General features: G+C 70.1%; 23 protein-coding genes. 11 read left to right on the forward strand and 12 right to left on the reverse strand.

The annotated features are described in order from the left end of the window. Positions 1-79 precede the first annotated feature (79 nt). Positions 80-1,042, forward strand: a complete 963-nt coding sequence (locus R4I43_RS25375; protein WP_324268207.1) for a hypothetical protein — start codon at positions 80-82, stop codon at positions 1,040-1,042. Here R4I43_RS25375 and R4I43_RS25380 read toward each other — a convergent pair whose 3' ends face one another. Genes R4I43_RS25380 through R4I43_RS25395 form a run of 4 tightly spaced genes read right to left on the reverse strand, consistent with a single transcriptional unit; the run spans position 1,043 to position 4,238 of the window. After that, entirely contained in the window at positions 1,043-2,323 is a 1,281-nt protein-coding gene (locus tag R4I43_RS25380; RefSeq protein ID WP_324268208.1) for a cytochrome P450 family protein, read from the reverse strand. A gap of 15 nt (positions 2,324-2,338) precedes the next feature. After that, positions 2,339-2,689: a DUF742 domain-containing protein gene (locus R4I43_RS25385; protein ID WP_324268209.1), complete on the reverse strand. Its 351-nt coding sequence runs from the start codon at positions 2,687-2,689 to the stop codon at positions 2,339-2,341. Continuing rightward, the gene (locus R4I43_RS25390) at positions 2,686-3,093 is read right to left on the reverse strand and encodes a roadblock/LC7 domain-containing protein (RefSeq protein ID WP_324268210.1); all 408 of its coding nucleotides are present in this window, start codon (positions 3,091-3,093) and stop codon (positions 2,686-2,688) included. Before R4I43_RS25390 ends, R4I43_RS25385 begins: the two co-directional genes overlap by 4 nt. Further along, positions 3,090-4,238 (reverse strand): ATP-binding protein, encoded by a 1,149-nt coding sequence (locus tag R4I43_RS25395; protein WP_324268211.1) that lies wholly within the window; start codon positions 4,236-4,238, stop codon positions 3,090-3,092. Before R4I43_RS25395 ends, R4I43_RS25390 begins: the two co-directional genes overlap by 4 nt. Before the next feature lie 662 nt (positions 4,239-4,900). Between R4I43_RS25395 and R4I43_RS25400 the strand changes: the two genes are divergently transcribed. Then, on the forward strand, positions 4,901-5,281 hold the full coding sequence (locus R4I43_RS25400; RefSeq protein WP_324268212.1) for a hypothetical protein: 381 nt from the start codon (positions 4,901-4,903) through the stop codon (positions 5,279-5,281). Positions 5,282-5,287: 6 nt separating this feature from the next. Here the strand turns inward: R4I43_RS25400 and R4I43_RS25405 are convergent, their stop codons facing one another. Next, on the reverse strand, positions 5,288-5,986 hold the full coding sequence (locus R4I43_RS25405) for a TetR/AcrR family transcriptional regulator (RefSeq protein ID WP_324268213.1): 699 nt from the start codon (positions 5,984-5,986) through the stop codon (positions 5,288-5,290). 186 nt (positions 5,987-6,172) lie between these two features. Between R4I43_RS25405 and R4I43_RS25410 the strand changes: the two genes are divergently transcribed. Then, positions 6,173-6,439, forward strand: a complete 267-nt coding sequence (locus tag R4I43_RS25410) for a glutaredoxin family protein (protein ID WP_324268214.1) — start codon at positions 6,173-6,175, stop codon at positions 6,437-6,439. A 236-nt stretch (positions 6,440-6,675) separates the two neighbouring features. On the opposite strand, the gene R4I43_RS25415 is transcribed toward R4I43_RS25410, so the two are convergent. Continuing rightward, positions 6,676-6,954 (reverse strand): hypothetical protein, encoded by a 279-nt coding sequence (locus R4I43_RS25415; RefSeq protein WP_324268215.1) that lies wholly within the window; start codon positions 6,952-6,954, stop codon positions 6,676-6,678. Between the two features lie 255 nt (positions 6,955-7,209). Between R4I43_RS25415 and ptsP the strand changes: the two genes are divergently transcribed. Further along, positions 7,210-8,841, forward strand: a complete 1,632-nt coding sequence (gene ptsP / locus R4I43_RS25420) for a phosphoenolpyruvate--protein phosphotransferase (RefSeq protein ID WP_324268216.1) — start codon at positions 7,210-7,212, stop codon at positions 8,839-8,841. Between the two features lie 68 nt (positions 8,842-8,909). Here ptsP and R4I43_RS25425 read toward each other — a convergent pair whose 3' ends face one another. After that, positions 8,910-9,590: a response regulator transcription factor gene (locus R4I43_RS25425; protein ID WP_324268217.1), complete on the reverse strand. Its 681-nt coding sequence runs from the start codon at positions 9,588-9,590 to the stop codon at positions 8,910-8,912. After that, the gene (gene macS, locus R4I43_RS25430) at positions 9,587-10,762 is read right to left on the reverse strand and encodes a MacS family sensor histidine kinase (RefSeq protein WP_324268218.1); all 1,176 of its coding nucleotides are present in this window, start codon (positions 10,760-10,762) and stop codon (positions 9,587-9,589) included. Before macS ends, R4I43_RS25425 begins: the two co-directional genes overlap by 4 nt. 207 nt (positions 10,763-10,969) lie before the next feature. Here macS and R4I43_RS25435 point away from each other — a divergent pair, with 207 nt between their 5' ends. Continuing rightward, positions 10,970-12,166 carry a GGDEF domain-containing protein gene (locus R4I43_RS25435; RefSeq protein WP_324268219.1) on the forward strand — a complete coding sequence of 399 codons (1,197 nt, stop codon included), beginning with the start codon at positions 10,970-10,972 and terminating at the stop codon, positions 12,164-12,166. A gap of 6 nt (positions 12,167-12,172) precedes the next feature. On the opposite strand, the gene R4I43_RS25440 is transcribed toward R4I43_RS25435, so the two are convergent. Then, positions 12,173-13,345: an AI-2E family transporter gene (locus R4I43_RS25440; protein WP_324268220.1), complete on the reverse strand. Its 1,173-nt coding sequence runs from the start codon at positions 13,343-13,345 to the stop codon at positions 12,173-12,175. 337 nt (positions 13,346-13,682) lie between these two features. On the opposite strand from R4I43_RS25440, the gene R4I43_RS25445 reads away from it, so the two are divergent. Next, positions 13,683-14,459 carry a hypothetical protein gene (locus R4I43_RS25445; protein ID WP_324268221.1) on the forward strand — a complete coding sequence of 259 codons (777 nt, stop codon included), beginning with the start codon at positions 13,683-13,685 and terminating at the stop codon, positions 14,457-14,459. Positions 14,460-14,620: 161 nt separating this feature from the next. After that, on the forward strand, positions 14,621-15,742 hold the full coding sequence (locus tag R4I43_RS25450) for a hypothetical protein (protein ID WP_324268222.1): 1,122 nt from the start codon (positions 14,621-14,623) through the stop codon (positions 15,740-15,742). Between the two features lie 118 nt (positions 15,743-15,860). Here R4I43_RS25450 and R4I43_RS25455 read toward each other — a convergent pair whose 3' ends face one another. Further along, complete coding sequence (locus R4I43_RS25455; protein WP_324268223.1) at positions 15,861-17,150, reverse strand: glycosyltransferase 87 family protein; 1,290 nt, start codon at positions 17,148-17,150, stop codon at positions 15,861-15,863. A 338-nt stretch (positions 17,151-17,488) separates the two neighbouring features. Here R4I43_RS25455 and R4I43_RS25460 point away from each other — a divergent pair, with 338 nt between their 5' ends. Further along, the gene (locus R4I43_RS25460; protein WP_324268224.1) at positions 17,489-18,346 is read left to right on the forward strand and encodes a sensor domain-containing diguanylate cyclase; all 858 of its coding nucleotides are present in this window, start codon (positions 17,489-17,491) and stop codon (positions 18,344-18,346) included. Between the two features lie 126 nt (positions 18,347-18,472). Here R4I43_RS25460 and R4I43_RS25465 read toward each other — a convergent pair whose 3' ends face one another. Next, positions 18,473-19,594 (reverse strand): inositol-3-phosphate synthase, encoded by a 1,122-nt coding sequence (locus tag R4I43_RS25465; protein WP_407691310.1) that lies wholly within the window; start codon positions 19,592-19,594, stop codon positions 18,473-18,475. A gap of 34 nt (positions 19,595-19,628) precedes the next feature. Further along, positions 19,629-20,201: a PadR family transcriptional regulator gene (locus R4I43_RS25470; RefSeq protein WP_324268225.1), complete on the reverse strand. Its 573-nt coding sequence runs from the start codon at positions 20,199-20,201 to the stop codon at positions 19,629-19,631. A 212-nt stretch (positions 20,202-20,413) separates the two neighbouring features. On the opposite strand from R4I43_RS25470, the gene R4I43_RS25475 reads away from it, so the two are divergent. The 3 genes from R4I43_RS25475 (at position 20,414) to R4I43_RS25485 (ending at position 25,674) form a co-directional block, all read left to right on the forward strand. Beyond that, a complete protein-coding gene (locus R4I43_RS25475; RefSeq protein WP_324268226.1) occupies positions 20,414-20,818 on the forward strand; it encodes a DUF5318 domain-containing protein in 405 nt (134 codons plus the stop codon). Positions 20,819-20,920: 102 nt separating this feature from the next. Further along, positions 20,921-23,956: a transglycosylase domain-containing protein gene (locus tag R4I43_RS25480; protein WP_324268227.1), complete on the forward strand. Its 3,036-nt coding sequence runs from the start codon at positions 20,921-20,923 to the stop codon at positions 23,954-23,956. A gap of 77 nt (positions 23,957-24,033) precedes the next feature. Further along, positions 24,034-25,674, forward strand: coding sequence for a glycosyltransferase family 87 protein (locus R4I43_RS25485; RefSeq protein WP_407691311.1), 1,641 nt, complete (start codon positions 24,034-24,036; stop codon positions 25,672-25,674). Positions 25,675-25,682 lie beyond the last annotated feature (8 nt).

The following is a 25,682-nucleotide window of genomic DNA, read 5'->3' on the forward strand; positions in this document are numbered from 1 at the left end:
GTCGGAAGTGGAGGGAACCGAATCGGCTCGGGTGCGTCTGAGGTGGTGTTCGTGTTGATCGCCACTGAGGGAGAGAGCGATGAGGGCGCTGGTCCGGAAGAGCGTTGTGGCCGCCGCGTGCGGTGCGTTGCTGGTGGGGGTTCCGGCCACCGGTGCGGCCGCGGGAGGGGCCGCTGAAGCTGCTGCGGAGATCACCTGCGATTCCGACTCCAGCGGGCAGGACGCGTCGTTCTACAGTGGACCGTCGGCGGGCTACACCTACGACGAGAAGTTCAGCGCGGGACCGGACATCCCGGGACTGCCCGAGCACACCCCGCAGGGCCTGGCCGCGTGGAACGACTGGGACGGCGCCGGGAACGGCCTGCTGCTGATCAGCGCCTACGGCAAGGACGGTGCCAACGCCAAGATCTACGGCGTCGACCCGAAGTCCGGTAAGACCGTCGGCGACGTCGAGATCGCCGAGACCCACGCCAGCGGCATCGCGATCTCCCAGGGCTGGGCGTTCGTCACCGGCCGCAACAACGCCGAGGGCCACTACACGATCCGCAAGTACAAGCTCTCCGAGCTCGCCGACGCGCTGAAGGCCGAGGGCAGCCCGTACGTCAAGCAGACCGGCGAGGCCCGCGAGGTCTACGGCGCGTCGTTCCTCGCCGGTGATGGGAACACGCTCTACGCGGGCAAGTACAGCCGCGAGGGCCGCGAGAAGATGTACGCCTACAGCGTCGCCGCCGACGGCACGCTGACCACCGGGAAGTCCTTCGAGATCCCCAAGGGCACGCAGGGCCTGATGGTCACCGGCGACAAGTTCGTCTACAGCACCTCGCTGTCCCGCGACGTGCGCAGCAACCTCTACGTGATCGACAAGGGCGCCACCGACATCGACATCCCGTCGACGCGCTGCTTCCGCTCGCCGAGCATGTCCGAGGGGATCGACGACCTCGGCGGAACCGCCTACGTGCTCTACGAATCCGGCTCCGCCCAGTACCCGGACGCGCGCAACGTCATCAAGAACCTGCACGAGGCACCGGTCAGCTCGCTGTGATCAACCGCCGCGCAGCCACCTGGTGAACGCCTCCCAGCGGCTCGCCGGCGGGTAGGGGCCGGGGTCGCGCCGGACGACCGGCGGGGGCGAGCCGAGCCAGGGCCGGATCTGCTGGGGAGGCGGCGGGAACGTCACCGGCAGCGAGGCCAGGGAGCGGTGGAACGGCCCGGGCTTCCACTCCAGCGCGTCGGCGGGCACGGCGGGTGCCAGGTCCGGCAACCGGTCCAGGACTCGTTCGACGGCCGCGGTGCCCGTCATCCGCGCGATGCGCTGCGCGGGTGTCGGGCACGCGTGCCTTCCCGCGCCGAAGGCGACGTGCGCCCGGTTGCCGACGCGGCCTCCGGCGTCCACGGACGGGTCGGTGTTGGCACCGGCGTAGCTGATCAGCAGCGGTTGGTCGGCGGGCACCGGGTTGCCGCCCACCTGCACTTCCCGGGTCGGGAAGACGGTGCCGTGGTTGGCGATCGGCGGATCGGTCCACAGCACCTCGTCGAGCGCGTCGGCCACCGGCAGGCTTCCTCCGGAGAGGTCCCCGGCGAAGCGCTCGTCGACCAGCAGCAACCGGAGCGTGTTCGCGATCAGGTTCTGCAGCGGCTCGCTCCCCGTCCCGCACAGCAGCGCCACCTGGTGCACGGCTTCGTCGTCGGTGAGCCCGGCCTGGTGCGCGAGCAGCCACGACACGACGTCGGACCCGGGCTTGCTCCGCTTGGCGGCGACCAGTTCGGCCACGGCGGTGCCGATCCCGCGCCCGCTGTCGACGCCGTCGGACAGCGCCAGCGCACCGGAGACGATCTTCTCCGAGATCACCGGCGGGGCCCCGCAGATGCGGGTGACCATCAGCAGCGGCAGGACCCGCGCGTACTGCTCGACCAGGTCGGCTCGTCCGTCGGCGGCGAAGCGGTCGATGAGCGCGTCGGCGGTCTCCTCCAGGTTCGTGCGCAGCTCCCGGGTGTCGACCCGCGCGAGCGCGTCGGTCATGGCGCCGCGCAGCCGGGTGTGCGTGGCGCCGTCGGTGAACATGCAGTTGGGCCGGTAGCTCATCAGCGGAAGCACCGGGCAGCCCTGCGGCACGGTGCGCTGCCAGGCACGGGGGTCCTTGGGGAAGTTCGCGGGGTCGCGCAGCACCTGCAGGGCTTCGGCGTAGCCGAGCACCAGCGTCGCGGGCACGTCTGGGGCGATCTCCACCGGAGCCGTCGGGCCGGCCGCCCGCAGCCGCCGGTAGACGGTCTGCGGGTCGGCGGCGAATTCCGGTCCGTGCAGCCGGGTTCGGTCGTCGGTCACGAGGTCTCCTGCTCTCTACAAGCTGGCGCGGAGCCCGTCCAGGACGTCCTGCAGCAGGTCCAGCCGCGGTGCTTCGAGGTCGCGCTGGGCGCTGCGGGTGACGATGTGGCCGCTGTCCAGCAGGTCTCCGAGCAGCACCTTCGTCACGCTGATCGGGAGCGCGAGGTGCCCGGCGACTTCGGTGACCGACATCGCCCCGTCCCGGCACAGCCCCAGCACGCGCCGCATCTCGGGCCCGACGGTGCCGGGTGAGGCTTCGCGGACCGCGAAGATCTGGGTGTCCATCTCGAAGGTGTTGCGCGACGGCCGGGTTCGGCCGCGCGTGACGACGTGCGGGCGGACCAAGGCGCGTTCACCGCGTTTCACGCGAGTTCACCGATGCGCAAGTCGGCGGTGAGCTCCTTGCCGAGCCGCTGGACGAGTTCCATCAGCCGGTGGGTCATGGTCTCCACGTCCACGCCGTGTCCCGCGGATGCGGCCATGTAGGCGCGCGGACCTGCGGCGACGAGGAAGACGTAGCCGTGGTCGTACTCGGTTATGGTCTGCTGCCAGGAGTGCTCGGTCGAGCCGCAGAAGGCCGCGTTGGCGCGCGCCAGCGACTGCAGGCCGGACATCGCGGCGGCGTGCCGGTCGGCCTCGTCGGAGGTGATGCCCGCGGAGTGGGCCATCAGCAGGCCGTCGGAGGACAGCAGGATCGCGTGCTTGGCCTCCGGGATCCGCAGTGCCTCGTCGAGCATCCACCCCAGGTCGTGTTGCCGGTTGCTGTTCATGGCGCGGTGGTTCCCTCTTCGTCGTCCGGTTTGTCCTCGGACCCGCGACCGGTGAGGCTGCCGCGTTGCCACGCCCCCATCACCGATGGCTTGCCCCTTCCCCAGTTCCCCTGCTCGGCGGCCTGCACCGGCACGGTGGTGGTGCTGCGGCGCTGCCGCTTCGGCAGTCCGCCGCTGGTCTGCTGATCAGCGGCCGGTTCGTTCATCGTCGTTGCGGGCGCGGGCGTTTCGGCCTTGGTGAGCAGTTCGTTGGGCAGGAACAGCACCGCGCGCATGCCCCCGTAGGGCGAGGCGGCTTCCACGAAGACCTTGAACCCGTACCGGGCGGCGAGCACCCCGGCGAGCGCGAACCCGATCTGCGGCGGGTCGCCCAGCTTGTTGATGTCGACGACTTCCCGGCCGGTGAGCAGCGCTTTCGCGCGTTCGCGAGCTTCCGGGCTCATGCCGACCCCGGCGTCGTCGACGACGATGGACAGCCCGTTGTGCGCGGGCTGGAAGTGCACCTGGACCTGGGTGGCGGGCTGCGAGTAGCGGGCCGCGTTGTCGAGCAGTTCGGCCAGCGCGAGCACGACGGGTTCGACGGCGCGGCTGGTCACGGCGAGCTCGCTCTCGGAGTGCGCCTCGACGCGCAGGTAGTCGCGGATGCGGGAGGTCGCCCCGCGCACCACGTCGAGCACCGGCGCGGCGGAGCGCTGCTGCCCGGGCCAGGTCCCGCACAGCACGGCGGTGGCCTGGGCGCGCCGCACGAGCTGCGAGTTCGCGTGGTCGATCTTCATCAGGCCGGCGAGCACGGCGGGGTCGTCGTGCTCGTGCTGCATCTCGGTGATGGCCAGCTGCTGCTCGTTGGCGAGGCTCTGCACGCCGCGCATCGTGGAGATCAGGGTGGCCTTGGCGGCCCGGTCGGCCCGCTGCCTGGTCTCGTCGGCGAAGCCCGCGAACTGGCCGATGGCGGTCTGCAGCTCGTGCTGGAAGGCGGAGTCGGCGATGGTGGGCCGCAGTGGTCCGGGCACGTCGATGGGCAGGCCGCGCTCGGCGTCCATCAGCGCCGGAAGTCGCCGCGTGACCAAGTGGTGCGCTTCCTCGTCGCGTAGCCGGATCTGGAACTTGAGTCGCTGCAGGGAAACCAGGAAGGCCAGCAGAATCACAACGATTGCCGCGAGGGCAACCCACAATGCCACGTCCACTTGGGAGTGCTCCGTCGTTAGCGTGCGTGAATGAATTCGAAATCGCTGGGGCCGATGAAGCTACCACGCTGATGAGGCGACAATCGAAAGAGATTTACTGCGCAAGCAACCACTGATCGTGACCAAGAAGACCGCATGACCAGCGAAGATGTGATCTAGGTAGCGTGCCATTGCGACACTCGCGTGATCAGCGATCCGTTCCGGATCGACATTCAGATGCGCTCAGTGACAACGCCGCCAGTATCACCCGGTACTCCGCCGATCGACGGAATTCCGTGAACCTGAGCAACCAAATTGCCCACCGCAATCACAACCCCTGCGCCTTCCGATTCCCCGATCTGATGAACCTGGCGTAGCGGTCCCGACCATTAGCTACAATCCCGCGATTTCAGTCAACCCCGATCCCGGAAAAGATCACCCCGCGCCCCCGGGCGTCGGGCGGTTTCGATCCGAACCGACCGGGCGTGCCGGATGTCGATCACGGGCAAATCCGGCGAAGGCCGCCCCAGCGCCGAGCTCTCCAGGACCAGACGTCGCACCGCAGCCGGGAAGCCGCTGCCGGGCGCCACCGTCGTGCCGCTAGTCTCTCCACATCGGACCAATGAAAGTGGAGGTATGACAACATGATTCAGGTATTCACGCTTCCGGTGCTCTCACCCGGGTTGCTCTTCGCGGTGGGAACACTCCTCGTGACGGCGGTTTTCCTGCTGACCTTCCCGCTGCGCGGTGGCCACGGCCAGCACGCCGGGTCCGGACCGGGTGCGCTGACGGTGTGGGCGCTGCGCGACTCGCTCATCGCTCGGTCCGCCCTGAACTCCGAATTCGCAGTGTTCTTCAGGGAAGTGCTGCGCGCGGAGAGGCACCTCGGGCCCGCTCGGCTGCGCGCGAGGACCGAGCCGCCGCCCTACGTCGGCGCGCACCGCAAGATCGTCGAGCACGTGGCTGACGTCGTTCACCCGCGAGTGCAGGTCCGGCTGGACCCCGACGCGTTCCGACCACACTGAGTCAGCTCAGGTCAGCCCGCTCTCCTCCGCCAGCTCCTGCAGAGCCGCGTCGAAGAGCTGGTCGGCGTGGAACACCTCGAACGGGAAGCGGCCGAAGACCTCCAGCGCGATGTGCCCGTAGAGGCGCACCCACCAGCGCATCAGGAAGTAGACCGCTTCGGCGTCCAGGGCTCCCGGGGGCATGTCGATCCCCTCGTGCGAGAAGGCCTCGGCCAGCGACTTCTGCTGCACCGACAGGTCCGGCAGGTCGACCGGGGCCTTGACCTTCTCGTCCGCGTTGGGGTTCTCCGAGATCATCGGGGCGACGATGCCCAGGAACACGCCGGCGAACCGGTCCGGCTGCCGGGAGCGGTCCTTCGGCGTGGCGAAGACCAGCGCGAACTCCTTCGGGTGCGCCAGCGCCCAGGAGCGGAACCGGCGGCACACCGCGAACGTGCGGTCCAGGAAGCGCTCGCTCGCCGGGTCGAACGCTGCGGAGAGCTCGACGGAGAGGTCCGCGCAGATGTCGTCGCACAGCTGCCGCAGCAGGTCCTCGCGGGAGGAGTAGTAGCGGTAGAGGGCGGGCGCGGTGATGCCCAGCTCGCGAGCGATCGCGCGCAGCGTCACCGCGTCGCTGCCGTGCTCCACCAGCAGCATCCGCGCGTGCCGCCGGATGTCCTGCTCGGTGGCAGCCCGCGCCCGTTCGCGCGGAGACAGCTCGGTCATGTCCTCTACCCCTCGATCAGCGAGGCGCCCCCGCCTCGTGGGACGTCGGTCAGACCGTAACGGGCGTCACCACCGGCCTCCAAGGCGTCCTGTGTGGACGACATGAGCTGCGTCTCGTGCGAATGAATTCGCCGTCGCGATTGTTCAAGCTCTCAGGAGAGAGCCGTGGGCGAACCTGGAGGTCGGATGTCCGCCGAAAAAGTCACCGTGTACAGCAGGCCGGGCTGCCCGTTCTGCATGTCGCTGCGCGCCGGTCTGCAGCGCTCGGGCCTGGCGTTCAACGAGGTCGACATCTGGCAGGACCCGGAAGCGGCGGACGTCGTGCGCTCCATCGCCGACGGCAACGAGACCGTGCCGACCGTGGTCATCGGGGACTGGAAGGCGGTCAACCCGTCGACCGGTGAAGTCCTGTCCGCGGTGGCCGAGCACGCTCCGCACCTGCTCCCCGCCTGAAGCAGCGCCGTGGGCCGACCGCACGGGGGGCGTTGCGGCCGGCCCACAGCAGGTTGCGATCGTCGATGGCGCGAATACCGACGAGCGGCAACCCGTTCAGTTTGACGGCAACGTCCCTGGAAAAGATCCACCTTGACACCGGAATTCGCTCGAACGGTGGATCAAAGGTGGAATAATCATTTGTGTCTGAGAGCACATTCATATTTGATTCCAGGGTGTTTCCCCTGGTCGGGGCGCTAGTCGCGTTTTTCGTTCGATCTTTTCCGGCCTTTTCGCGGCTCGCGTTTGCGGCCCGCCCCGGCCGAAGCGACCGGGGACCGGGACTCGTCGTGGTGGCTGGTGTCGACCGGCTCTCCCGGAACGGGATCCGTCCGGCCGGAGATCTCGGAGCGGGGTTCGGGTTCGTCGTCCGCCGGCTTGGGCTGGGCCGCGAAGAAGGTCACGACGGCGGCCAGCTGTTCGGCGAACCAGTCCATGTCGAGTGTCGGATCGGTGAGCGTCGCGGTGAATGCCATGCCCATAGCCTGCGATTTCAGGGGTGCGAGCCGGATCCGTACGGCTACTCAGTTGTTACCTATGAGTAATGTCACCCGCTGCTGCATTCGGGTGACGTAGGAATCCACGGTGGGAACTCTGCGTGCCCATCGGCCCACACGATCAAGCCAACTGCCGAACACGTCCCTACGCTGGTCGGAGCGGGGTGTTGTGGTGCGTATCGTATCCGCGCCGCGCGCTTCTGCTGAGCAACTGGGAAAGGTATGGTCTAGACCATGTCGCGTTTGACTGGTGTCGGAGTCAGCTCCGGCCGCGCCGCCGGGCCGATCGTCCGGGTCGCCGACCCGCTGCCCGAGCCCGCCGCCACGCCCACCCCGGACGACCTGGTCGCCGAGGCCGCACGGATCCGCCCCGCCGCCGACGCGGTCGCCGAGGGGCTGTTCCAGCGCGCCGCCAGGGTCGGCGGTGATGCCAAGGCCGTGCTCGAGACCACCGCGGCGATGGCGATGGACCCGGCCCTGATCTCGCAGGCGGAACAGCTCGTGGCGACCCGGTCGCTGCCCGCCGTCCGCGCTGTCCACGAAGCCGCCAACGGCTTCGCCGACGCGCTGCGCGCCGCCGGTGGCTACATGGCCGAACGCGCCCGCGACGTGCACGACGTGCGGGACCGGATCATCGCCGAGATCGAAGGCGTCACCCCGCCCGGCGTTCCCGAGCTCGCCGCGCCGAGCGTGCTCCTCGCGCGCGACCTCGCGCCCGCCGACACCGCCGACCTCGACCCGCAGCTGGTGCTCGCGCTGGTCACCGAGGAGGGCGGCCCCACCAGCCACACCGCGATCCTCGCCCGCGCGCTGGGCATCCCGGCCGTGGTCGCGGTCCGCGGCGTGCTCGACGCGGCCGGCACCGGTGCCACCGTCGACGGCGACGAAGGCGAGGTCGTGCTCTCCGACGACCTGACCGTGCGCGTCGCCGAGCGGCCCGAGCACGCCGAGTGGAACGGTGTCGGGCAGACCTCCGACGGCGTGCCGGTCAAGGTCCTGGCCAACGTCGGATCCGCCACCGACTCGACCACCGCCGTCGAAGCGGGCGCGCAGGGCGTGGGGCTGTTCCGCACCGAGTTCTGCTACCTCGGCGCCGATGCCGAACCCGACGTCGCCACCCAGCGCTCCGCCTACGCCGAGGTCCTCGCGCCCTTCGCGGGCAAGCCCGTGGTCGTGCGGACCCTCGACGCCGGTGCCGACAAGCCGCTGGCGTTCCTCGACATGGGCGTCGAACCGAACCCGGCGCTGGGCGTGCGCGGCCTGCGGGTGGCCTTCGACCGGCCCGACCTGCTGGACGCGCAGCTCGAAGCGATCGCCGGTGCCGCCCAGGACTCCGGTGCCGAGGTGTCGGTGATGGCGCCGATGGTCGCCACCGCGGAGGAAGCCGCGTGGTTCGCCGAGCGCGCTCGCGCCGGCGGAATCGATCGAGTGGGCGTGATGATCGAGGTCCCGGCCGCCGCGCTGTCGGCCGCCGAGATCCTGCAGGCCGTGGACTTCGTCAGCCTCGGCACCAACGACCTGGCCCAGTACGTCTTCGCCGCCGATCGGATGGTCGGGGCGCTCGCCGGGCTCAACGACCCGTGGCAGCCCGCGCTGCTCCGGCTCATCGCGATGGTCGGGCAGGCGGGTCGACATGTCGACAAATCGGTAGGTGTCTGCGGCGAGGCCGCCTCCGACCCGCACCTCGCCGGGGTGCTGGCCGGGCTGGGCGTGACGAGCCTGTCGATGAACGCCTCGGCCGTCCAGGCCGTCGGCGCCGCGCTGGCGCAGCACCCGCACAACACGTTCCGCAAGGCCGCCGAAGCCGCCCTCGAAGCCCCCTCCGCAGCCGCCGCCAGGCAGACCACCAAGACCACCCTGACCTGACAGCTCCCGCACCCGGGGCGAGAACCGCAGGATTCGTCAGCGCGAACACCGCGGTTCTCGCCCCGGGGTCAGGGTTCTTCGGTGTCCGGGTCGCCGTCCTGGTCGAGGCCGTGCTCGATGGCGTAGCGGGCGAGTTCGACCCGGTTGTGGAGCTGGAGCTTGCGCAGCGTGGACTGGACGTGGTTCTCCACCGTGCGGTGGGAGATCACCAGCTTGTTCGCGATCTGCCGGGCCGTCATGCCCTTGGCAACCAGCCGCAGCACCTCGGTCTCGCGCTCGGTCAGCTGCGGGGCCTGGTGCTCGGAGTCCGGTGTGATCGCCATCCGGCGGTACTCGCCCAGCACCAGACCGGCCAGTCCCGCCGTGAACACCGCGTCGCCCGCCGCGGTGCGGCGGACGGCGTCCACCAGCTCCTCCGCCGAGGCCGACTTGACCAGGTAGCCCGAAGCACCGGCCTTGACCGCCTCCAGCACGTCGGCGTGCTCGCCGCTGGCCGACAGCACCAGCACCCGCGTTCCCGGGATCTCCTGGGTGATCTGCAGGGTCGCCTGAACGCCCGAGGTGTCGCCGAGGTTGAGGTCCATCAGCACCACGTCCGGCGTCACCGCCTGCGCGATGCGCAGCGCCGAGCCGGCGTCGCTCGCGGTGGCGCGGACGTCGAAACCGCGCTCGTTCAAATCGCGGGCGACGCCATCCCGCCACATCGGGTGGTCGTCGACGACCATCACGGTGACCGGCGGTTCGCTCATCGCTGTCCTCCTCTGCGGCGTTTGGGCTCGGGAACGCGCGGGACCCGCACCTCCCACTCGGTTCCCTCGCCCGGCGCGGTGTCGAGGGTGATCATCCCACCCAGGGCGGTGACCCGACCCCGGATGGATTTCGCAATCCCCATCCGCCCTTCGGCGGCGGCCTCGTCCAGCCGTCCCTCGGGGATGCCCGGTCCGTCGTCGCGGACGCTGAGCACGATCTCGTCCGGCAGCTCCTCCAGCAGCACCCACGCCTGCGCCTTCTCGCCGGCGTGCTTGTCGACGTTGGCCAGCGCCTCCCGGACCACCGCGGCCAGGTCCGCGCTGAGCTGCTCGGTCAGCCGCACCGGGTTGCCCGGCACGGACACGTGCACCCGCGCGGTGCGCAGCACCTGCAGCCGTGCCGCCAAGTCGGTCTCACCGTCCTCTGTGGCCTCCGGCTTCGTGGCGATCAGCGAGCGCAGCTTAATCTCCTGCTCCCCCGCCAGCTCGGCGAGTTCGGCCGCCTCGCCACCGAGTTCCGCGCCGCGACGGCGAACCCGCGCCAGCACCTGCAGCACGCTGTCGTGGATGGACCGGGCGAGCCGCTCCCGCTCCGCCGTGGCGGCTTCGGCGCGCAGCGCCTTCGCGAGCCGTTCGGTGGAGCGGCGCGCGGTGTCCGAGTTCAGCCCGATCACCAGGCCCACCCCGACCAGCAGCAGCGTGTCCAGGGCCATGTCCGAGCCGGTGCGACCGCGCACCAGCAGGTTGGCCGCGGCGGCGACGATCCCCGTCGCGACACCGCCCTTCATCCCCCACTGCACCGCGGCCGCGGTGACCCCGGTGGAGTGCCAGACCGTCACCACCGAGGGGTCCGGGGAGTTCATCTGCGCGTCGGTCAGGATGAACTCGTTGAGCAGGAACAGCGCGTTGACCACCACGACATCCGTGGCCACCAGGAGGTTCGTGCGCCCGGCACGGATTCGGTAGCGCCAGACGGTGTGGCCGGTCCACACCGCCATGCAGCAGATGCAGATCGCCGCCAGCCACGGCCGCTCGTAGGAGCGGTAGGACATGACGAACCAGAACGCGGCGTAGAGGAACGTCACGACGCGAAAGACGTTGTGGCCCCGCCACAGCGGAGTGCGGCCGTCGGCCACCTGAGGTGACGGCGACGCTGCTTGCGAACCGGTCAATTCGAACTCCTCCCGGGCGACCATCCTGCCGCACGGGGAGTCGGTTGCGGAATCGCGTGTGAGGGAAAGCGATATCCGCCGCACTGCTCCGATCCGCCGATCGGCGACGCCCGGTCGGGGGCGTTCCGAGCGAAACGTCGTCGACGTTTTCACGTTGTGCTTCGTGGGGCTGACTCGCTGTGCCAGGCTCCGGGCGGGAGGTGAGCGATGGGGGATTGGTCGCTGTGGCGGATGCGCCCTGCTGCGATCGCGTACGTCCTGCTGGTCCAAGCGCTGGCGCTCGCCCTGGTGGTGCTGGTGTTCGTGACCGGGAGTCGGCCGAACGCCGAAGACCTGCTGAACTTCGGCGCGCTCGCGGTGACCGCCGGCGGGACCATCGTGATCACCTCCGCGTCGATCAACCTCCGCAGGCAGATCCGGCGGAACCCCTGGACCCTGCACATCGTCTACCTGGCCGCCGGAATCCTGCTGCTGCCAACGAATCTGCTGGTCCTGCTGCTGCTCGGGCCCACGCTGCACGGGGTTCTGCACGACCGGCCGGAACCGCACCGCTGGCTGTTCACCACCGCGGCCACCACCCTCGCCGCGTTCGCGGCGCGGCTGGTCCTCGGGTGGCAGGAACCGGTGTGGTCCTCGGTGGGCTTCTTCACCGCCGGCGTCGTGCTGCTGCTGGTGCGCGCTTCGGTGGTCGCGGGCGGAATCCGGTTGCGCACGCCGGAAGCTCCGCGCGCCGCGGTGCTGGGCGAGCCGATCGACGTGCTGCTGGGGATCGTGGCCGCGAGCCTCGGCGGGCTGCTCGCGGTGGCGATGTCGGCGGCTCCGCTGTCCGCGCTGCTGGCCGGTCCGCCGATGGTCCTGCTGGACCTCGCCAGCCAGCTGCCGCAGTGGCGGCGGACCGCGCAGAACGACGGCAAGACCGGTCTCGCCAACTCCTCGCACTGGGAACGGCTCGCGCGCGTCGAGCTGATGCGCGCCCGGCAACGGCAGCAGCCGGTCGCGCTGCTGCTGCTGGACCTGGACAACTTCAAGCGGGTCAACGACGAGCTCGGCCACCTGGCCGGCGACACCGTGCTGTCGGCGTTCGCCGAGATGCTGCGGGCCAACATCCGCCGCGAGGACCTGGCGGGCCGCTTCGGCGGCGAGGAGTTCGTGGTGCTGCTGCCCGGGACCCCGAGCGACACCGCCTACCGGGTCGCCGACCGGATCCGGATGGCCACCGCCGCCCTGATGGTGGCCACCCGCGACATCCGCGGCGAGCAGCGGGAGCTCAGCGGGCTGACGGTGAGCATCGGGGTGGCGGCCACCGGCCGCTTCGCCTACGACCTGACCGATCTCCTGGTGGCCGCCGACGCCGCGATGCTCGCGGCCAAGGCCGCGGGCCGCAACGCCGTCACGCTCGCCTGAGGGCGCTCAGTCCTTCTTCCCGTCGTCCTCGGGTTCTTCCGCCTCGGGTTCCTCCGACGGCTCCTCCGCGGGTTCGAGCGGGAGGCCGGTGGTGTCCGGGATCTCCTCCTCGACGGCGACCAGCGCGCGGATCGCGGCGTTGAGCACCGCGACCATCGGGATCGCCAGCAGCGCGCCGACGATGCCGTTGACGACCACGCCGATGCTGATCGCCAGCACCACGCCCAGCGCGTGGATCTGCACGGCGCGGCCGAGGATCAGCGGTTGCAGCACGTTGCCTTCCAGCTGCTGCACGGCCAGCACGATGCCGACCACGATCATTGCCACGACCCAGCCCTTGGTCACCAGCGCCACCAGCACCGCGACCGCACCCGAGGCCACCGCGCCGACGATCGGCACGAAACCGCCGAGGAACACCAGCGCCGCCAGCGGGATCGCCAGCGGGACGCCGAGGATCACCAGGCTCAGGCCGATGCCGAGCGCGTCCACCACCGCGACCAGCGCGGTCGCGCGCACGAACCCGACCAGCGAGGTGAACCCGGCGATGCCTGCGCGGTCGACCTTCTCGCGCACCTGGCGCGGCGCCAGGCGGATCAGGAACAGCCACACCCGGCGGCCGTCGTGCAGGAAGTAGATGAGGGTGAACAGCGCCAGCACGATCCCGGTCAGCAGGTTGCCGAAGGTGCTCGCGGTGGACAGCGCGCCGCTGGTCAGCACGGCCTGGTTGGACTGCAGCCAGTCGCGCGCCTGCTGGATGTAGTTGGCGATCTGGTCGTCGTTGAGGTGCAGCGGCGACACCGCCAGCCACCGCCGCATCGCCTCGAGGCTGGCCACGACCTGGCGCTGCAGGTCGGGGAAGCCGTTGATGAAGGCGTTGACGACGAAGGTCAGCACGCCGCCGACCACCGCGAGACCGCCGATCAGCACCATCGCCGTGGCCAGCGCCCGGGGCACGTTGCGTCGCGCCAGCCAGGACACCAGCGGTGCCAGCAGCGCCGACAGCAGCAGTGCGATCGCCACCGGGATCACGACCACGTAGACCCGGGTGATGATCATCCCCGTCACGTACAGGGCAGCGGCGATCACCAGCATTCGCCAGCTCACGGCGGCGGTGACCCGCAGCACCCGGGGAATCGAGGTCGAGGCGTCGTCCGGCCCGCTGATCTTCAGCTCGCTCACCCCGCCACCGTATCGCCGATCACCAACCCGCATCCCCACAACGCGCACCCCGCCACGACCCGGCCCGGTGGCACACGGATTACGCCGGTATTCCGGGGTTGCACGGGTCCCGGGGTCTGATCACCGCCGTGATCCGGGTGCTGCGGGCGGGTGGGCCGGGGCGTGGGGTGGATGTCCGGTTCGGGGGGTTCGGCAAGTCGAGGGGTGTAACACGATGTAGCGAACCGGCTCCTGCGCGCTTACGGAAGTCGACCTTGTTTTGACAGAGTTCCCGACGCGAGGGAGGACGAAGCTCCGTGGGGGAGTCACAGCAGGCCGAGGAGGTTCTGGCACCGCGATGTCCGTCCATGACCGCACGACGCAGACCGCCGCACGGCGGTTCCTCGGTCGTGCCCTGGTCCTGGCCGGAACGGCGGTCGCCGGAACCTCCTCGGCACTGCTGATCGGCCAGCCCGCGGAGGCCGAACCCGAGGAGCCCGCGCCGCTCACCCAAGCGCCGCTGCTGGCCGACGCCGCAGCGCTCACCGACGACGCCGGGCTCGCGAACGGCACAGCGCTCGCCGATGCGGCCGAGCTCCCGGCCACCTCGCTGGGCCAGGTCGACCCCGCTTCGTTCCCGCTCGACCGCGTCGACCCGCTCACCCTGGTGCCCGACGAACCGGTCGGACACCTGCTCACCGGTGATCTCGAAGAGGAGACCGCCGAACCCGCCGGGACACCGCAGGGCACCGAGCCCGCCACGTCCCCCGAACCCGCCGCCGGGCCGGACCGGCAGGCGGACGTTCCGCGAGCCGTCGCGGACACCCCCGTTCCGGCCCCCGAGCCGTCCGCGTCATCCCCGCAGGTGGACGGCCCGGTCCGGGTGACCGGACGTTCCGCGCCGGCCAGCCCTGGCGACACCCCCGAACCGGAGTTCCCGCGGGGGAACTCCACGCTGCCCGCCTCGACCGGCTGCGCCAAGACGGCGGACGGGCAGCAACCGGGCACCGGCCTGCCCGGCTGGTACCCGGCGGCCCCGAGGGCCGACGGCGCCCGGCCGGACGCGTGCGCGCCCGGCCGCGACGAGGTGCTGCGCGGCGTCCCCGCCCCGCAGCCCGGCGCGACACCTGACTGACCCGCTGACCGGCCGTGGTTCGCAGCGTGGCGATTCCGCCGAGCCGGTACTTCGCGATCTGAGTCCACCGCCGGCCGATCATGATCAAGTTCCGATGACGGTGCGGCGCTCGAAGTTGATTTTCCCCCGGAACGCGGGGAGCCTGGTTAAGGAGAAGATCCATGCAGACTTGGGCGAAGCGCGGCGTTCAGACCGCGCTGGTCACTGGTGGCATGCTGGCCGTCGGTACGGGGGTCGCTTCCGCCGGGGACGCCTGCCCGCAGCGTCCTATGCCGTTGGGAGAGTCGGTGTTCCCGCCTGCGCTCGACGACACCGCTCCGCTGGGCCGTTGCCTGGCCGGAGACCTGTTCACCGAGGGTGCGCAGCACAACAGCCCGGTGGTCGAGTCACGCCGTGACCTCGACGAGTCCGCCAACGAGCTGACCCGCGAGATCCCAGCGCTGCGCTTCCAGGAGTCGCCGCTGCAGCTGGCCGGCTGGGCGGCGGACCCGTCCGCGGCCAAGCCGCTGGATCTGCGCCGCTCGCCGCAGGGGCCCGCACCCGTCACCCCGGCCGAGGGCTTCCACCGCTCGCTGAGCTGGTCCGCGTCGATCGGCGACGTGGTCCGCGACCCCGCGATGGACAGCGGCCCGCAGACCGCCGAACTGGTCATCCCGCACGACGACCTCGTCTACTTCGACGGCTTCGGCCCGGCCAACGGGATCATGGAGCTCTACGAGGGTGCCCTGGCCTCCCGCGCACAGGCGCCGGTGGAGACCGGCGGCCTGCTGGCCACCGACTCGGTCGACCTGACCGCCGCCGACGTGGGCGGGCTGCGCAGCGACCTGCACACCGTGCCGCCGCTGGTGCTGTCCGCGGCCCTGGCCGAGCCGCCCGCTCCCCCGGCCGCGCCGGTGGACTTCGTGCCGCTGGACGTGCCGGGCGAGCGGCAGGCCCCGGTCACCGAGGTGCCGCTGCTGGACGGGCTGTCGCTGCTGGAGCTGTCCAAGACGCCCGGAACGGTCGAGCGCAGCGGGCCCGGCCTGTCCGCGCCGATCCCGGGATTCGGCGAGCTCAACGCGCTGCAGAACGGCCATACCTCAGCGCCCACGCCGAACCGGATCACCGCCGCGCTGGAGGACACCGCGCTCCCGGCGCAGACGATGGTGGCCTCGCGGTCCGAGCTGCCGCTGCTGTCCGGCACGACGGGCGCCCCGGACGTCACCCTGCCGATGCCGGCCATCAGCCCCGAGCTGATGCACCGCTTCGACAACGCCGAGACCGTGGTCATGAACCGCATCTGACCGGCGAAACCGAGAAGGCCTTCTCCGCGCGGAGGGGGCCTTCTCGGTTTCCAGGGGCTGCTCGATCCGTGCGGCGGAGCCGCTCAGATTCCGCCACCCGCACGGCCGTCAACAATCCTCAGGTCGTCACCGGGGGCTTCTCGGCTCTCGGGATGTCCACCGGGGTGCGGTCGCGTTCGCGCCACCACAGGTAGCCGTTGTAGACGAGGTAAGCCGCTCCGAAGTAGACGTAGGAGTTGCCGACGAACTGCTCGAAGACGTTCCAGGTCAGCTCCAGGCCCTTGCCCTGCGGCATCTTCCAGTGCGGGCCCATCATGAAGAACCCGCCGATCAGCGCCGTCATCAGCAGCATCGCCCAGTCGCGCCGCACGAACGCGGCTCCGCCCAGCAGCACCAGGCCGGGGATCGCCCACACCCAGTGGTGCGACCAGGAGATGGGCGAGAGCAGCAGTCCCAGCACGCCGTTGATCACCACGGCAGTCGGCAGGTCCCGCTGGCGGATCGCGTTGATCATCCCCAGCACCGCCAGGACCAGCACGATCACCGCGAGCACGCCCAGCACGACGGTCAGGTTCGGCGCGGTCAGCTTCGACAGCAGCGACTTCAGCGACTGGTTGCCCGCGTAGGTCGAGGCGTCACCGGTGAACTTCGGCCCGAAGTTGACGTGGCTGTTGGCGAACATCTCGTGCAGCCAGAACCGGCGGGCGTTGTCGAAGGTGATCAGCAGACCGACCAGCGCGGTGCCGACGAAGCCCAGCAGCGCCACCGCGATCGTGCGGAAGTCCCGGCGCAGCAGCGGCAGCAGCAGGAACACCAGCGGGGTGAGCTTGATGCCCGCGGCGATGCCGATCAGCAGTCCGCGCGGGTAGGGCAGCTTCTTAGTGCCCTCCACCCGCCACAGCAGGTCCACCACGACCAGCGCCATCAGCACGATGTTGATCTGCGCGTAGGTGATCGTCTCCATCACCGGCTCGCTGATCGTGGCGATCGGCAGCACGGCTGCGGTCACCAGCAGCACCTTGTCGCGGTGCGCCTGCAGGAACGTCGATTCCCGCAGCACCACGTACAGCGTGGCCAGCAGCGCGAGGTGGCTGACCAGCATGATCACCGCGGTGGACACCGCCTTGGGCACCAGCGCCAGCGGCGCGAACACGATCGCGGCGAACGGCGGGTAGATGAAAGGCAGCAACAGGCCGGACTCGGTGGGCGGCAGGTTGTGGTAGAGGTCGCGGCCGGCGAGCAGCGCTTGGGCTCCCTGCCGGTAGACCTCGCCGTCGATGTGGTCGTGGGTGTTGACGGTGGAGACCACCACGACGGCGATCAGCTCGGCGATCGCGATGACGGTCAGCAATGACCTGTGATCACGCATTCGCTCGGCCAGCGGACCCAGGTCCGCAGTTCCGGGCATCGGCATGCACCATCCTCTCGGCTGCCTCAAGGGTAGAGATGACCTCGACGCCGGTGGACGGTCGGCTTCCGGCGAGGCCTGTTCGTGACGCACTCTCCATCGCTCCCGGGCTCGCGACGTTTCGACGAGGCCGTCCCGATCGAGTTTCACCTGCACGAATGATCAAGTTCCGTTGATCGAGGTGACGCGTGGGGAAGGAGTGGCGAGAGCGTTGACGCTGGGTTATGCGCAAAGCGTGAATCCACCATTACGGGTGGTCGCTTCGCTCTTGAAAATCGCCCCATCACAAGGGGAGGCTCGAGCGGACTGCTCCGTTTGGTGGAGAGGGAGGGGGCCGAATGAGTGTCCTTGACGTGGCTGCAGCCCAGTTGGCGCCGGTGTGGGACGAACTCGTCAGCGGGCTGAACGTCGGGGTGCTGCTGACCGACGACCGCGGCCAGGTGCTGGCCACCAACGACGTCGCCGCCGAGCTCATGCAGCTCGACAAGGCCGACCTGCTGACCGGAACCCGCCCGAACGCCTGGCAGGTCCGCGACGACACCGGCTCGCCGATGCCCGATTGGGCCGACCTGGCCGGGCAGGTGCTGCGCGCGGGCTGCCCGCTGTCCATCCCGCTGGTCATCATCAGCGGTCACACCCAGAGCCGCATCTGGGCCGACTACCACGCGGTCACCGTGCAGGGTCGCAGGCGCGTGCTGGTGCTGCTGCAGTCGGTGCACACCGACGTGTCGCACTCCTCCGGCCTGCTTGACCCGCTGACCGGCCTGCCCGGCCGCGTGCTGCTGCTGGACCGCCTGGAGCAGTCGCTGGTCCGCTCCCGCTCGCGGGGCACGCTGTCGACGCTGGTGCTCATCGACGTGCAGCGGCTCGCCGAGTTCAACGCCACGCACGGTTTCGAGCGCGGTGACGAGATGCTGTCCACCCTGGCCGGACGGCTGCGCGAAGGCCTCAACGACGAGCACACCGTCGCCCGCTACGGCGGCGACGAGTTCGCGGTGATCGCCGAGCACCCCAGCGGAACGGGCGAGCGGATCGCCGCTCAGGCGCGCGAGGTGGCCGGCTGGCCGATGCGCGTCGGCCGCAAGCGGGTCCGCCCCGGTCTGCGCGTCTCCTGGGTGACCACCGACGGCCTCGCCTCGGTCCACTCGGTCCTGGCCCGTGCCGAACAGCAGCTCACGGCCAAGGTGAGGTCCTGACCACCGAGGTGGTTCAACAGCTTGGTCGCCGATCGGAAGGGAGGTACTGCGTGGGTCTAGTAACCCCTGCTGAACGAAGCGGGGCACCCACGGTGAGGTGGGTGCCCCGCTTCTGCATCCCGGCGGTCAGCGCTCGGCGTTGCCCGCGATGAAGTCCTCGACGGCCTGGTAGGCGTCGGAGTCGGAGTACTGCTCCGGCGGCGACTTCATAAAGTACGACGAGGCCGACAGGATCGGGCCGCCGACGCCGCGGTCCTTGGCGATCTTGGCCGCGCGGATCGCGTCGATGATGATGCCCGCCGAGTTCGGCGAGTCCCACACCTCGAGCTTGTACTCCAGGTTCAGCGGCACGTCGCCGAAGGCGCGCCCCTCCAGCCGGATGTAGGCCCACTTGCGGTCGTCCAGCCACGGCACGTAGTCCGACGGACCGATGTGCACGTTGCGCTTGCCCAGGTCGCGGTCGACCTGCGACGTCACCGACTGCGTCTTGGAGGTCTTCTTCGACTCCAGGCGCTCCAGCTCCTTCATGTTCAGGAAGTCCATGTTGCCGCCGACGTTGAGCTGCATCGTGCGGTCCAGGTGCACGCCCCGGTCCTCGAACAGCTTGGCCAGCACGCGGTGCGTGATGGTGGCGCCGACCTGCGACTTGATGTCGTCACCGACGATCGGCACGCCGGCCTCGGTGAACTTGGCGGCCCACTCCGGGTCGGAGGCGATGAACACCGGCAGCGCGTTGACGAAGGCCACGCCCGCGTCGATCGCGCACTGCGCGTAGAACTTGTCGGCCTCCTCCGAACCCACCGGCAGGTAGGACACCAGGACGTCGACCTCGGCGTCGCGCAGCGCCTGGACCACGTCGACCGGCTGCTCGTCGGACTCCTCGATGGTCTCCCGGTAGAACCGGCCCAGACCGTCGTGGGTGTGCCCGCGCTGCACGGTGACGCCCAGCGGCGGCACGTCGGCGATCTTGATGGTGTTGTTCTCGCTGGCGACGATGGCCTCGGAGAGGTCCCGACCCACCTTCTTGGCGTCCACGTCGAACGCGGCGGCGAACTTCACGTCGCTGACGTGGTAGTCGCCGAAGGCGACGTGCATCAACCCGGGCACCTTGGTGTCCGGATCGGCGTCGGAGTAGTAGTGCACGCCCTGCACCAGGGATGCAGCGCAGTTCCCAACGCCGACGATCGCCACTCGCACCGAGCGACCGGGACGATCTCCGCCCATGACAGGGCCCTCCTTCTTGGTCATCTGTCGTGTCCTTGCTTCGTTGCCTGCCGGTGGTCTAGTGCCCACCGGCATCGGGCCGCCCGGGCGCCGAGGCAGCGGCCTGCTCGGCTCGTTCGGTCTCGATGATCTCGTCCAGCCAGCGAACCTCGCGCTCGCTGTGGTCCAGTCGCAGCCGGTGCAGTTCCCGCGTGTAGCGGTCCAGGCATTCCCCGGATCGGGCCAGTGCGCTGCGCAAACCTTCTTGGCGCTCCTCCACCCGGCGGCGCCGGGCCAGCAGGATGCGCATCCTCGCCTCGGCGGGCGTGCGGGAGAAGAACACCACGTGCACGCCGAAGGCGTTGTCCTCGCAAGCGCGGGGGCCGCTGTCGGCGACCAGCTCCGCGAAGCGGCGTTCCCCGGTGGCGGTGATGCGGTACACGCGGCGGGCCCGACGTCCCCAGGTCTTGGACTCCTCGGAGTCCGATTCCTCTTCGATCAGCCCGGCGCGGCACAGCCTGCGCAGCGTCGGGTACAGCGAGCCGCAGGACAGGGCGCGGAACACGCCGAGCGTGTCGTTGAGCTGTTTCCGCAGCTCGTAGCCGTGCATGGAGGAGTCGTGCAGGAGTCCGAGCACCGCGAGTTCGAGCATCTGCACCTCCTACCAGCGTCTAATAGGCGCCGCGAATAATAGGGACTGTCAACGCTGACCCGATCACCCGACGGATTGTATCGCGCCGATATATCGCGTGACGCGGTTGAGCTGCTCCGGAGGTGTCCGGCGTCACCGCACGTGGCGCGGGGGCTGCCCGCCTGCCCTGAACGGCGCATGGAGCGCGCGGGGGCGACACGTACCCTGTGGTCGTGCGGACCCAACGGCAAGTGGTCGACTACGCGCTGCAGCGCCGAGCGCTGCTGGCGCAGTTGCACGCTGGCCGCGTCGGGGTGATGGAGGTCTGCGACGCCGACCCGTACCTGCTGCAGGCGGCGAAGTTCCACGGCGAGCCCAGCGACACCACCTGCCCGGTGTGCAGGAAGGAAGAGCTGACCCAGGTCTCCTGGGTGTTCGGCGATGCCCTCAAGCACGCGTCCGGTTCGGCGCGCAAGCCCGAGGAGCTGGACCGGATGGCGAGCCTTTTCGAGGAGTTCAACGTCTACGTCGTCGAGGTGTGCCGCACATGTAACTGGAACCACCTGGTGCTGTCTTACGTTCTCGGGACCGATGGCTTGAACGACGGCCGATCCGGGCGCAAGACTGCAGCGGAGTGAGATCGTTCGTGCACCCGGCACGACCGCACGCGCCGATGCGGCGCACCCCCGACGTGAACGCATCACCGGCGTCGCCCCGACGCCTGTCCTGGAGGCCAACTCGTGAACGACGAGCGTGACGACCACGCCAAGGGCCGCCACTCCCGGCATCCGAACCCCGACGGTCGCCCCACGCCACCCCCGCCGCAGAACCCGGGCCAGCCACCGCAGCGCCCGGCCGGTGGACCCCCGCCGCCCCCGAGCGGTGGTCCCCCGTGGCCGGGTGAGCAGCCCGGTCGTCCGGGCGCCGGCGGGCAACCGCCGCCCCCTCCGCCGGGACGCCCCGGCGGCCAGGCCGGTGGGCAGCAGCCGCAGTGGCCCGGTGCCGAGGCTCCGGAGGAGACGACCGGTGCCTGGACGCCGTCCTTCGACGACGACTCCGCGCCCGGTTCGTCACCGCTGACCAGCAAGTTAAACGGGGAGGACGACGCGACGAGCTACTCGCCGTCGCCCCCTCCTCCGCCCCCGGGTCGTCCCGGGCAGCCGCCGGCCGGGCAGCAGCCGCCGGCCGGCCGCCCGGCTCCGCCGCCGGGTGAGGCGCCCACGCAGAACATCCCGCAGACCCCGGGCGGCGACCGGGGCGGTTCCGGCGCGTCCGGAGCCGCTGGTGGTGCGGCCGCCGCGGGTGCCGCCGCCGCTGGTGCGGCCGGTGCCGCGGGCGCTGCCGCCGCTGGTGGTGCGGGCGGTGCCGCGGGCGCTGCCGCCGCTGGTGGTGCGGGCGGAGCGGCCGGAGCCGGTGTCGGTCGCGAGCCGAACCTGCTGACGCACTCGGACCAGGCGACGTACAACTACTACGCCGACGATCTCGATGACGACCCCTACGGCGACAACGATCCGCTCGGCGACCGCAAGAGCGGCGGTGCCGCGGACGTCGGCGCCGCCGGTTTCCCGGGCAGCGATGACAGCGAGGATCCGGACGACGAAATGAGTGCCGCTCAAGCCAAGCGCGCCGTCATGTGGCGCCGCGTCCGCAGGGCCTGCTACGTGGCCGCGGCCGCCGCGGTGATCATCCCGACGCTGGTGTTCATCTACGGCTACCTCTTCTGGGAGGCGCCGGACGAGCAGAAGCTGCTGAACATGAAGCAGCCGATCACCATCACCTACGCGGACGACTCGCCGCTGGCGACGGTGAGCTCGGACGGGTCCCGCGAGGTCGTGCGCGACCTCAACCAGGTGTCCAAGCCGCTGCGCGACGCGACGATCTCCGCCGAGGACGCGAGCTTCTACACCAACCCGGGCTTCGACTTCCAGGGCATCGCCCGGTCGGTGTTCTTCATGTTCACCGGCTCCGGTGTCGGTGGTGGTTCCACGATCACCCAGCAGTTCATCAAGCTCGACCTGGAGCTGAACAAGTCGGATCCCGACTACGTCCGCAAGATCAAGGAGATCGTGCTGGCGTTCAAGATCACCAACGAGCGCAGCAAGGACGACATCCTGCTGTCGTACCTCAACACCGCCTACTACGGCCGGGGCGCCAATGGGATCACCGCGGCGGCCAACGCCTACTTCGGCAAGAAGCCCAGCGAGATCACTCCCGCCGAGGCCTCGGTGCTGGCGGGCATGGTGCAGCGTCCGAAGGGCAACGACCCGCGCGAGGACCTGGAGCAGGCCACCTCGCGGTTCGACTACGTGCTGGACCAGATGGTCAAGAACGGGTTCCTGCCCGCCTCCGAGCGCGAGGGCCTGCAGCTGCCAGAGACCCGGGGGCAGAACGATTGGCGGATCGACAAGCGGTTGACGCCGGACCAGTTCAAGATCAAGGACCAGGTGCTCCGCGAGCTGGAGGAGGCCGGCTACGACGAGGACCTGCTCGCCCGCGACGGCTACAAGATCAAGACGACGATCGACCCGAAGGCGCAGAAGGCCGCGGTCGAGGCCGTCACCAGCCAGGCCGAGAACACGCTGCCGGACAACATCAAGACCTCGCTGGTGGCGGTCGAACCCAAGACCGGTGAGGTCAAGGCCTACTACGGCGGCGGCGGTGACGTCGGCGGCTACGACTGGGCGGTCGCGCCCACCGAGCCCGGTTCGTCGTTCAAGCCGTTCGCGGTGCTGGCCGGTCTGCACAAGGGCCTGGGCATCGGCGAGTTCTACGACGGGTCGAGCCCGCAGAAGATCGCGGGCACCGACTTCGCCAACGCCCCGGGCGTCCACTGCGACATCCCGAACCGCTGCGGTGTCCGCGAGGCGATGACGAAGTCGGTCAACACCGTGTTCGTCAACATCGCGGCCAGGGTCGGCCCGCCGGCGGTCGCCGAGGCCGCCCACGCCGCGGGAATCCCGGGGGCCTACAAGTCGGGCAAGGGCGACGTCAAGACGCTGCAGAACGCCGACGGCCAGACCCAGTCCGGTATCGCGCTGGGCATGTACCCGGTGAAGCCGATCGACATGGCCAACGCGTACGCGACCCTGGCCAACCAGGGCAAGTCGCACACGCCGCACCTGGTCCGGGAGATCGCGCCGCGCGAGGGCCCACCGATCAAGATCCACAACGAGCCGGTCAAGACGCTCTACGACGAGTCGGAGTCGGAGGCCGCGAAGCTGGCCTACAACACCATCTCGTCGATGTTCGAGGTCGCCGACCACGCCAAGCGCGGCCTCGAGGGCAACCGGCCGGTGATGTCCAAGACCGGTACGCACCAGTACCAGGACACCAAGGACAACGCCACCGCCTGGATGATCGGCGCGACGCCGCAGCTGTCCGCCTCGGTGTCGATGCTGGCCAGCGAGAACGGCCGCAACGTGCCGCTGGAGGACAACTCGGGCACCAGCTTCTACGGCGGCAAGTACCCGGCGATGGTGTGGCAGCAGTTCATGAACAACTACCACAAGGGCCTCAAGGTGGAGCAGTTCAAGAAGACCGACACCATCGGTCAGTTCGAGGACATCCCGCTGCCCCCGCCGCCGACGTCCTCGGAGCCGCCGACGTCGTCCATGCCGCCGACCACGCAGCCCAGCGAGTCGCAGAGCCAGCAGCCGACGACCAGTCGGGAGCGGCCCGGTCAGGGCGACAACTGCGGTGGCTTCTTCGAGCCGCCGTGCGAGTCGGAGTCGAACAGTCCCGGTGACGTCCAGCCGACACGCGAATTCGGCGGATAGCCGGAGCACAGCTGAGAGGGGCACCCGCCGACCTGGCGGGTGCCCCTCCGCTGTTTCCGGGCCAGTAGCATCCGGGCGTGTCCACCAACGAAACCGCCGACCGGGAAACAGCGGCATCTTCGGGGAACGCGTCGTCGGCGGCGGTGGACAGCTCGTCGCTCCCACCGGCGGACCGGGTCTCCCCGACCTGGACCGAACCCCTCGCGCGGAAGGTCAGCCGCATCACCGGCGGACCGCTCGGCAGGCACGCGCAGGTCGGCAGGCAGTGGTTCTGGACGCCGCTGCGGGTGATCCTGCTGCTGGCGGTGCTGACGCTGGCGGCGGCGTGGCTGTTCAAGGTCCCCTGCCAGATCACCTACGACACCGGCAGCGGACCGCAGCTGGACTGGCGGAACAGCAAGCAGTACACCGCCATGTGCTACACCGACATCATCCCGCGCTACGGCATGGGCGATCTCGCGCGGGACGACGTCTTCCCGTACAAGACGGGCTGGGTGGAGAACCGGGGCACGCCCGACGAGCAGGTCCGGTACATGGAGTACCCGGTGCTCACCGGCCTGTTCCAGTGGATCAACGCCCGGGCCGCCGACGGCTGGGCGACGCTGGCCGGTTTCGGTTGGCTGCCCGGTGGGCTCACCAGCGTCCTGTACTTCAACATCACCGCGTTCTTCCTGGCGGCGGCCTGGCTGGTGACGATCTGGGCGCTGGTCCTGCTGGCCCGCCGACGGGTCTGGGACGTCGCGCTGGCCGCCGTCTCGCCGCTGGTCTTCGCGCACGCCTTCACCAACTTCGACGCCCTGGCCACCGCTCTCGGCACCGCCGGGCTGCTGGCCTGGGCGCGGCGACGACCCGTGCTCGCCGGTGCGCTGATCGGCATCGGCGGCGCGACCAAGCTCTACCCGCTGTTCTTCCTCGGTCCGCTGCTGGTGCTGGCCTGGCGCGCGGGCAAGCTGCCCGATGCCGCGCGGGCGGTGCTGGCCGCGGCGCTGGCCTGGCTGGCGGTCAACGTCCCGATCCTGCTGGCCTACCCGGACGGCTGGGGCGAGTTCTTCCGCTTGAACAGCAACCGGCCGGCCGACCCGGACTCGCTGTACAACGCGCTGATGCACTTCACCGGCTGGGGCGGCTTCGACGCCGGCCTGCCCGCCGGTGCGACGCCGGTGGTGCTCAACGCGGTCAGCCTCGGGCTGTTCCTGGTGGCCTGCGCGGCGATCGGCTGGCTGGCGCTGGCCGCGCCGACCCGTCCGCGCCTGGCGCAGCTGTGCTTCCTGGTGGTGGCCGCGTTCCTGCTGACCAACAAGGTGTGGAGCCCGCAGTACTCGCTGTGGCTGGTGCCGCTGGCCGTGCTGGCGCTGCCCCGCTGGCGGCTGCTGCTGACCTGGATGGTCATCGACGCCGCGGTGTGGGCGCCGCGCATGTACTACTACCTGGGCACGGCCAACAAGGGGCTGCCGGAGGGCTGGTTCCTGGGCGCGGTGCTGATCCGGGACGCGATGGTCGTGCTGCTGTGCGTGCTGATCGTCCGCGAGGTCCTCGACCCGGCCCGCGACAAGGTCCGCACCGCGCTGACCGTCCGGGGCGAGCACGCCGGCGGTGTCGACGACCCGTGCGGCGGGTTCCTCGACGGTGCCCGCGACCGGTTCGTGTTACCCGGTGTCCCTCGTTGGGGGCAGGAGACTCTCGCGTCGACCCGGGGAGCTCTAGCTTCGAAGCGCTGATCCGCTCT

The organism is Saccharopolyspora mangrovi (assembly GCF_035320975.1).
GTDB classification, from domain to species: Bacteria; Actinomycetota; Actinomycetes; order Mycobacteriales; family Pseudonocardiaceae; genus Saccharopolyspora; species Saccharopolyspora mangrovi.

Bases quoted from the DNA above. Each gene is read 5' to 3' on its own strand.
- R4I43_RS25445 (WP_324268221.1), top strand. From the start codon at position 13,683: ATGTCCGTCCATGACCGCACGACGCAGACCGCCGCACGGCGGTTCCTC.
- R4I43_RS25405 (WP_324268213.1), bottom strand. From the start codon at position 5,986: ATGACCGAGCTGTCTCCGCGCGAACGGGCGCGGGCTGCCACCGAGCAG.
- ptsP (WP_324268216.1), top strand. From the start codon at position 7,210: ATGTCGCGTTTGACTGGTGTCGGAGTCAGCTCCGGCCGCGCCGCCGGG.
- R4I43_RS25375 (WP_324268207.1), top strand. From the start codon at position 80: ATGAGGGCGCTGGTCCGGAAGAGCGTTGTGGCCGCCGCGTGCGGTGCG.
- R4I43_RS25465 (WP_407691310.1), bottom strand. From the start codon at position 19,594: ATGACCAAGAAGGAGGGCCCTGTCATGGGCGGAGATCGTCCCGGTCGC.
- R4I43_RS25410 (WP_324268214.1), top strand. From the start codon at position 6,173: ATGTCCGCCGAAAAAGTCACCGTGTACAGCAGGCCGGGCTGCCCGTTC.
- R4I43_RS25415 (WP_324268215.1), bottom strand. From the start codon at position 6,954: ATGGCATTCACCGCGACGCTCACCGATCCGACACTCGACATGGACTGG.
- R4I43_RS25400 (WP_324268212.1), top strand. From the start codon at position 4,901: ATGATTCAGGTATTCACGCTTCCGGTGCTCTCACCCGGGTTGCTCTTC.
- R4I43_RS25425 (WP_324268217.1), bottom strand. From the start codon at position 9,590: ATGAGCGAACCGCCGGTCACCGTGATGGTCGTCGACGACCACCCGATG.
- R4I43_RS25390 (WP_324268210.1), bottom strand. From the start codon at position 3,093: ATGAACAGCAACCGGCAACACGACCTGGGGTGGATGCTCGACGAGGCA.
- R4I43_RS25450 (WP_324268222.1), top strand. From the start codon at position 14,621: ATGCAGACTTGGGCGAAGCGCGGCGTTCAGACCGCGCTGGTCACTGGT.
- R4I43_RS25470 (WP_324268225.1), bottom strand. From the start codon at position 20,201: ATGCTCGAACTCGCGGTGCTCGGACTCCTGCACGACTCCTCCATGCAC.
- R4I43_RS25460 (WP_324268224.1), top strand. From the start codon at position 17,489: ATGAGTGTCCTTGACGTGGCTGCAGCCCAGTTGGCGCCGGTGTGGGAC.
- R4I43_RS25455 (WP_324268223.1), bottom strand. From the start codon at position 17,150: ATGCCCGGAACTGCGGACCTGGGTCCGCTGGCCGAGCGAATGCGTGAT.
- R4I43_RS25435 (WP_324268219.1), top strand. From the start codon at position 10,970: ATGGGGGATTGGTCGCTGTGGCGGATGCGCCCTGCTGCGATCGCGTAC.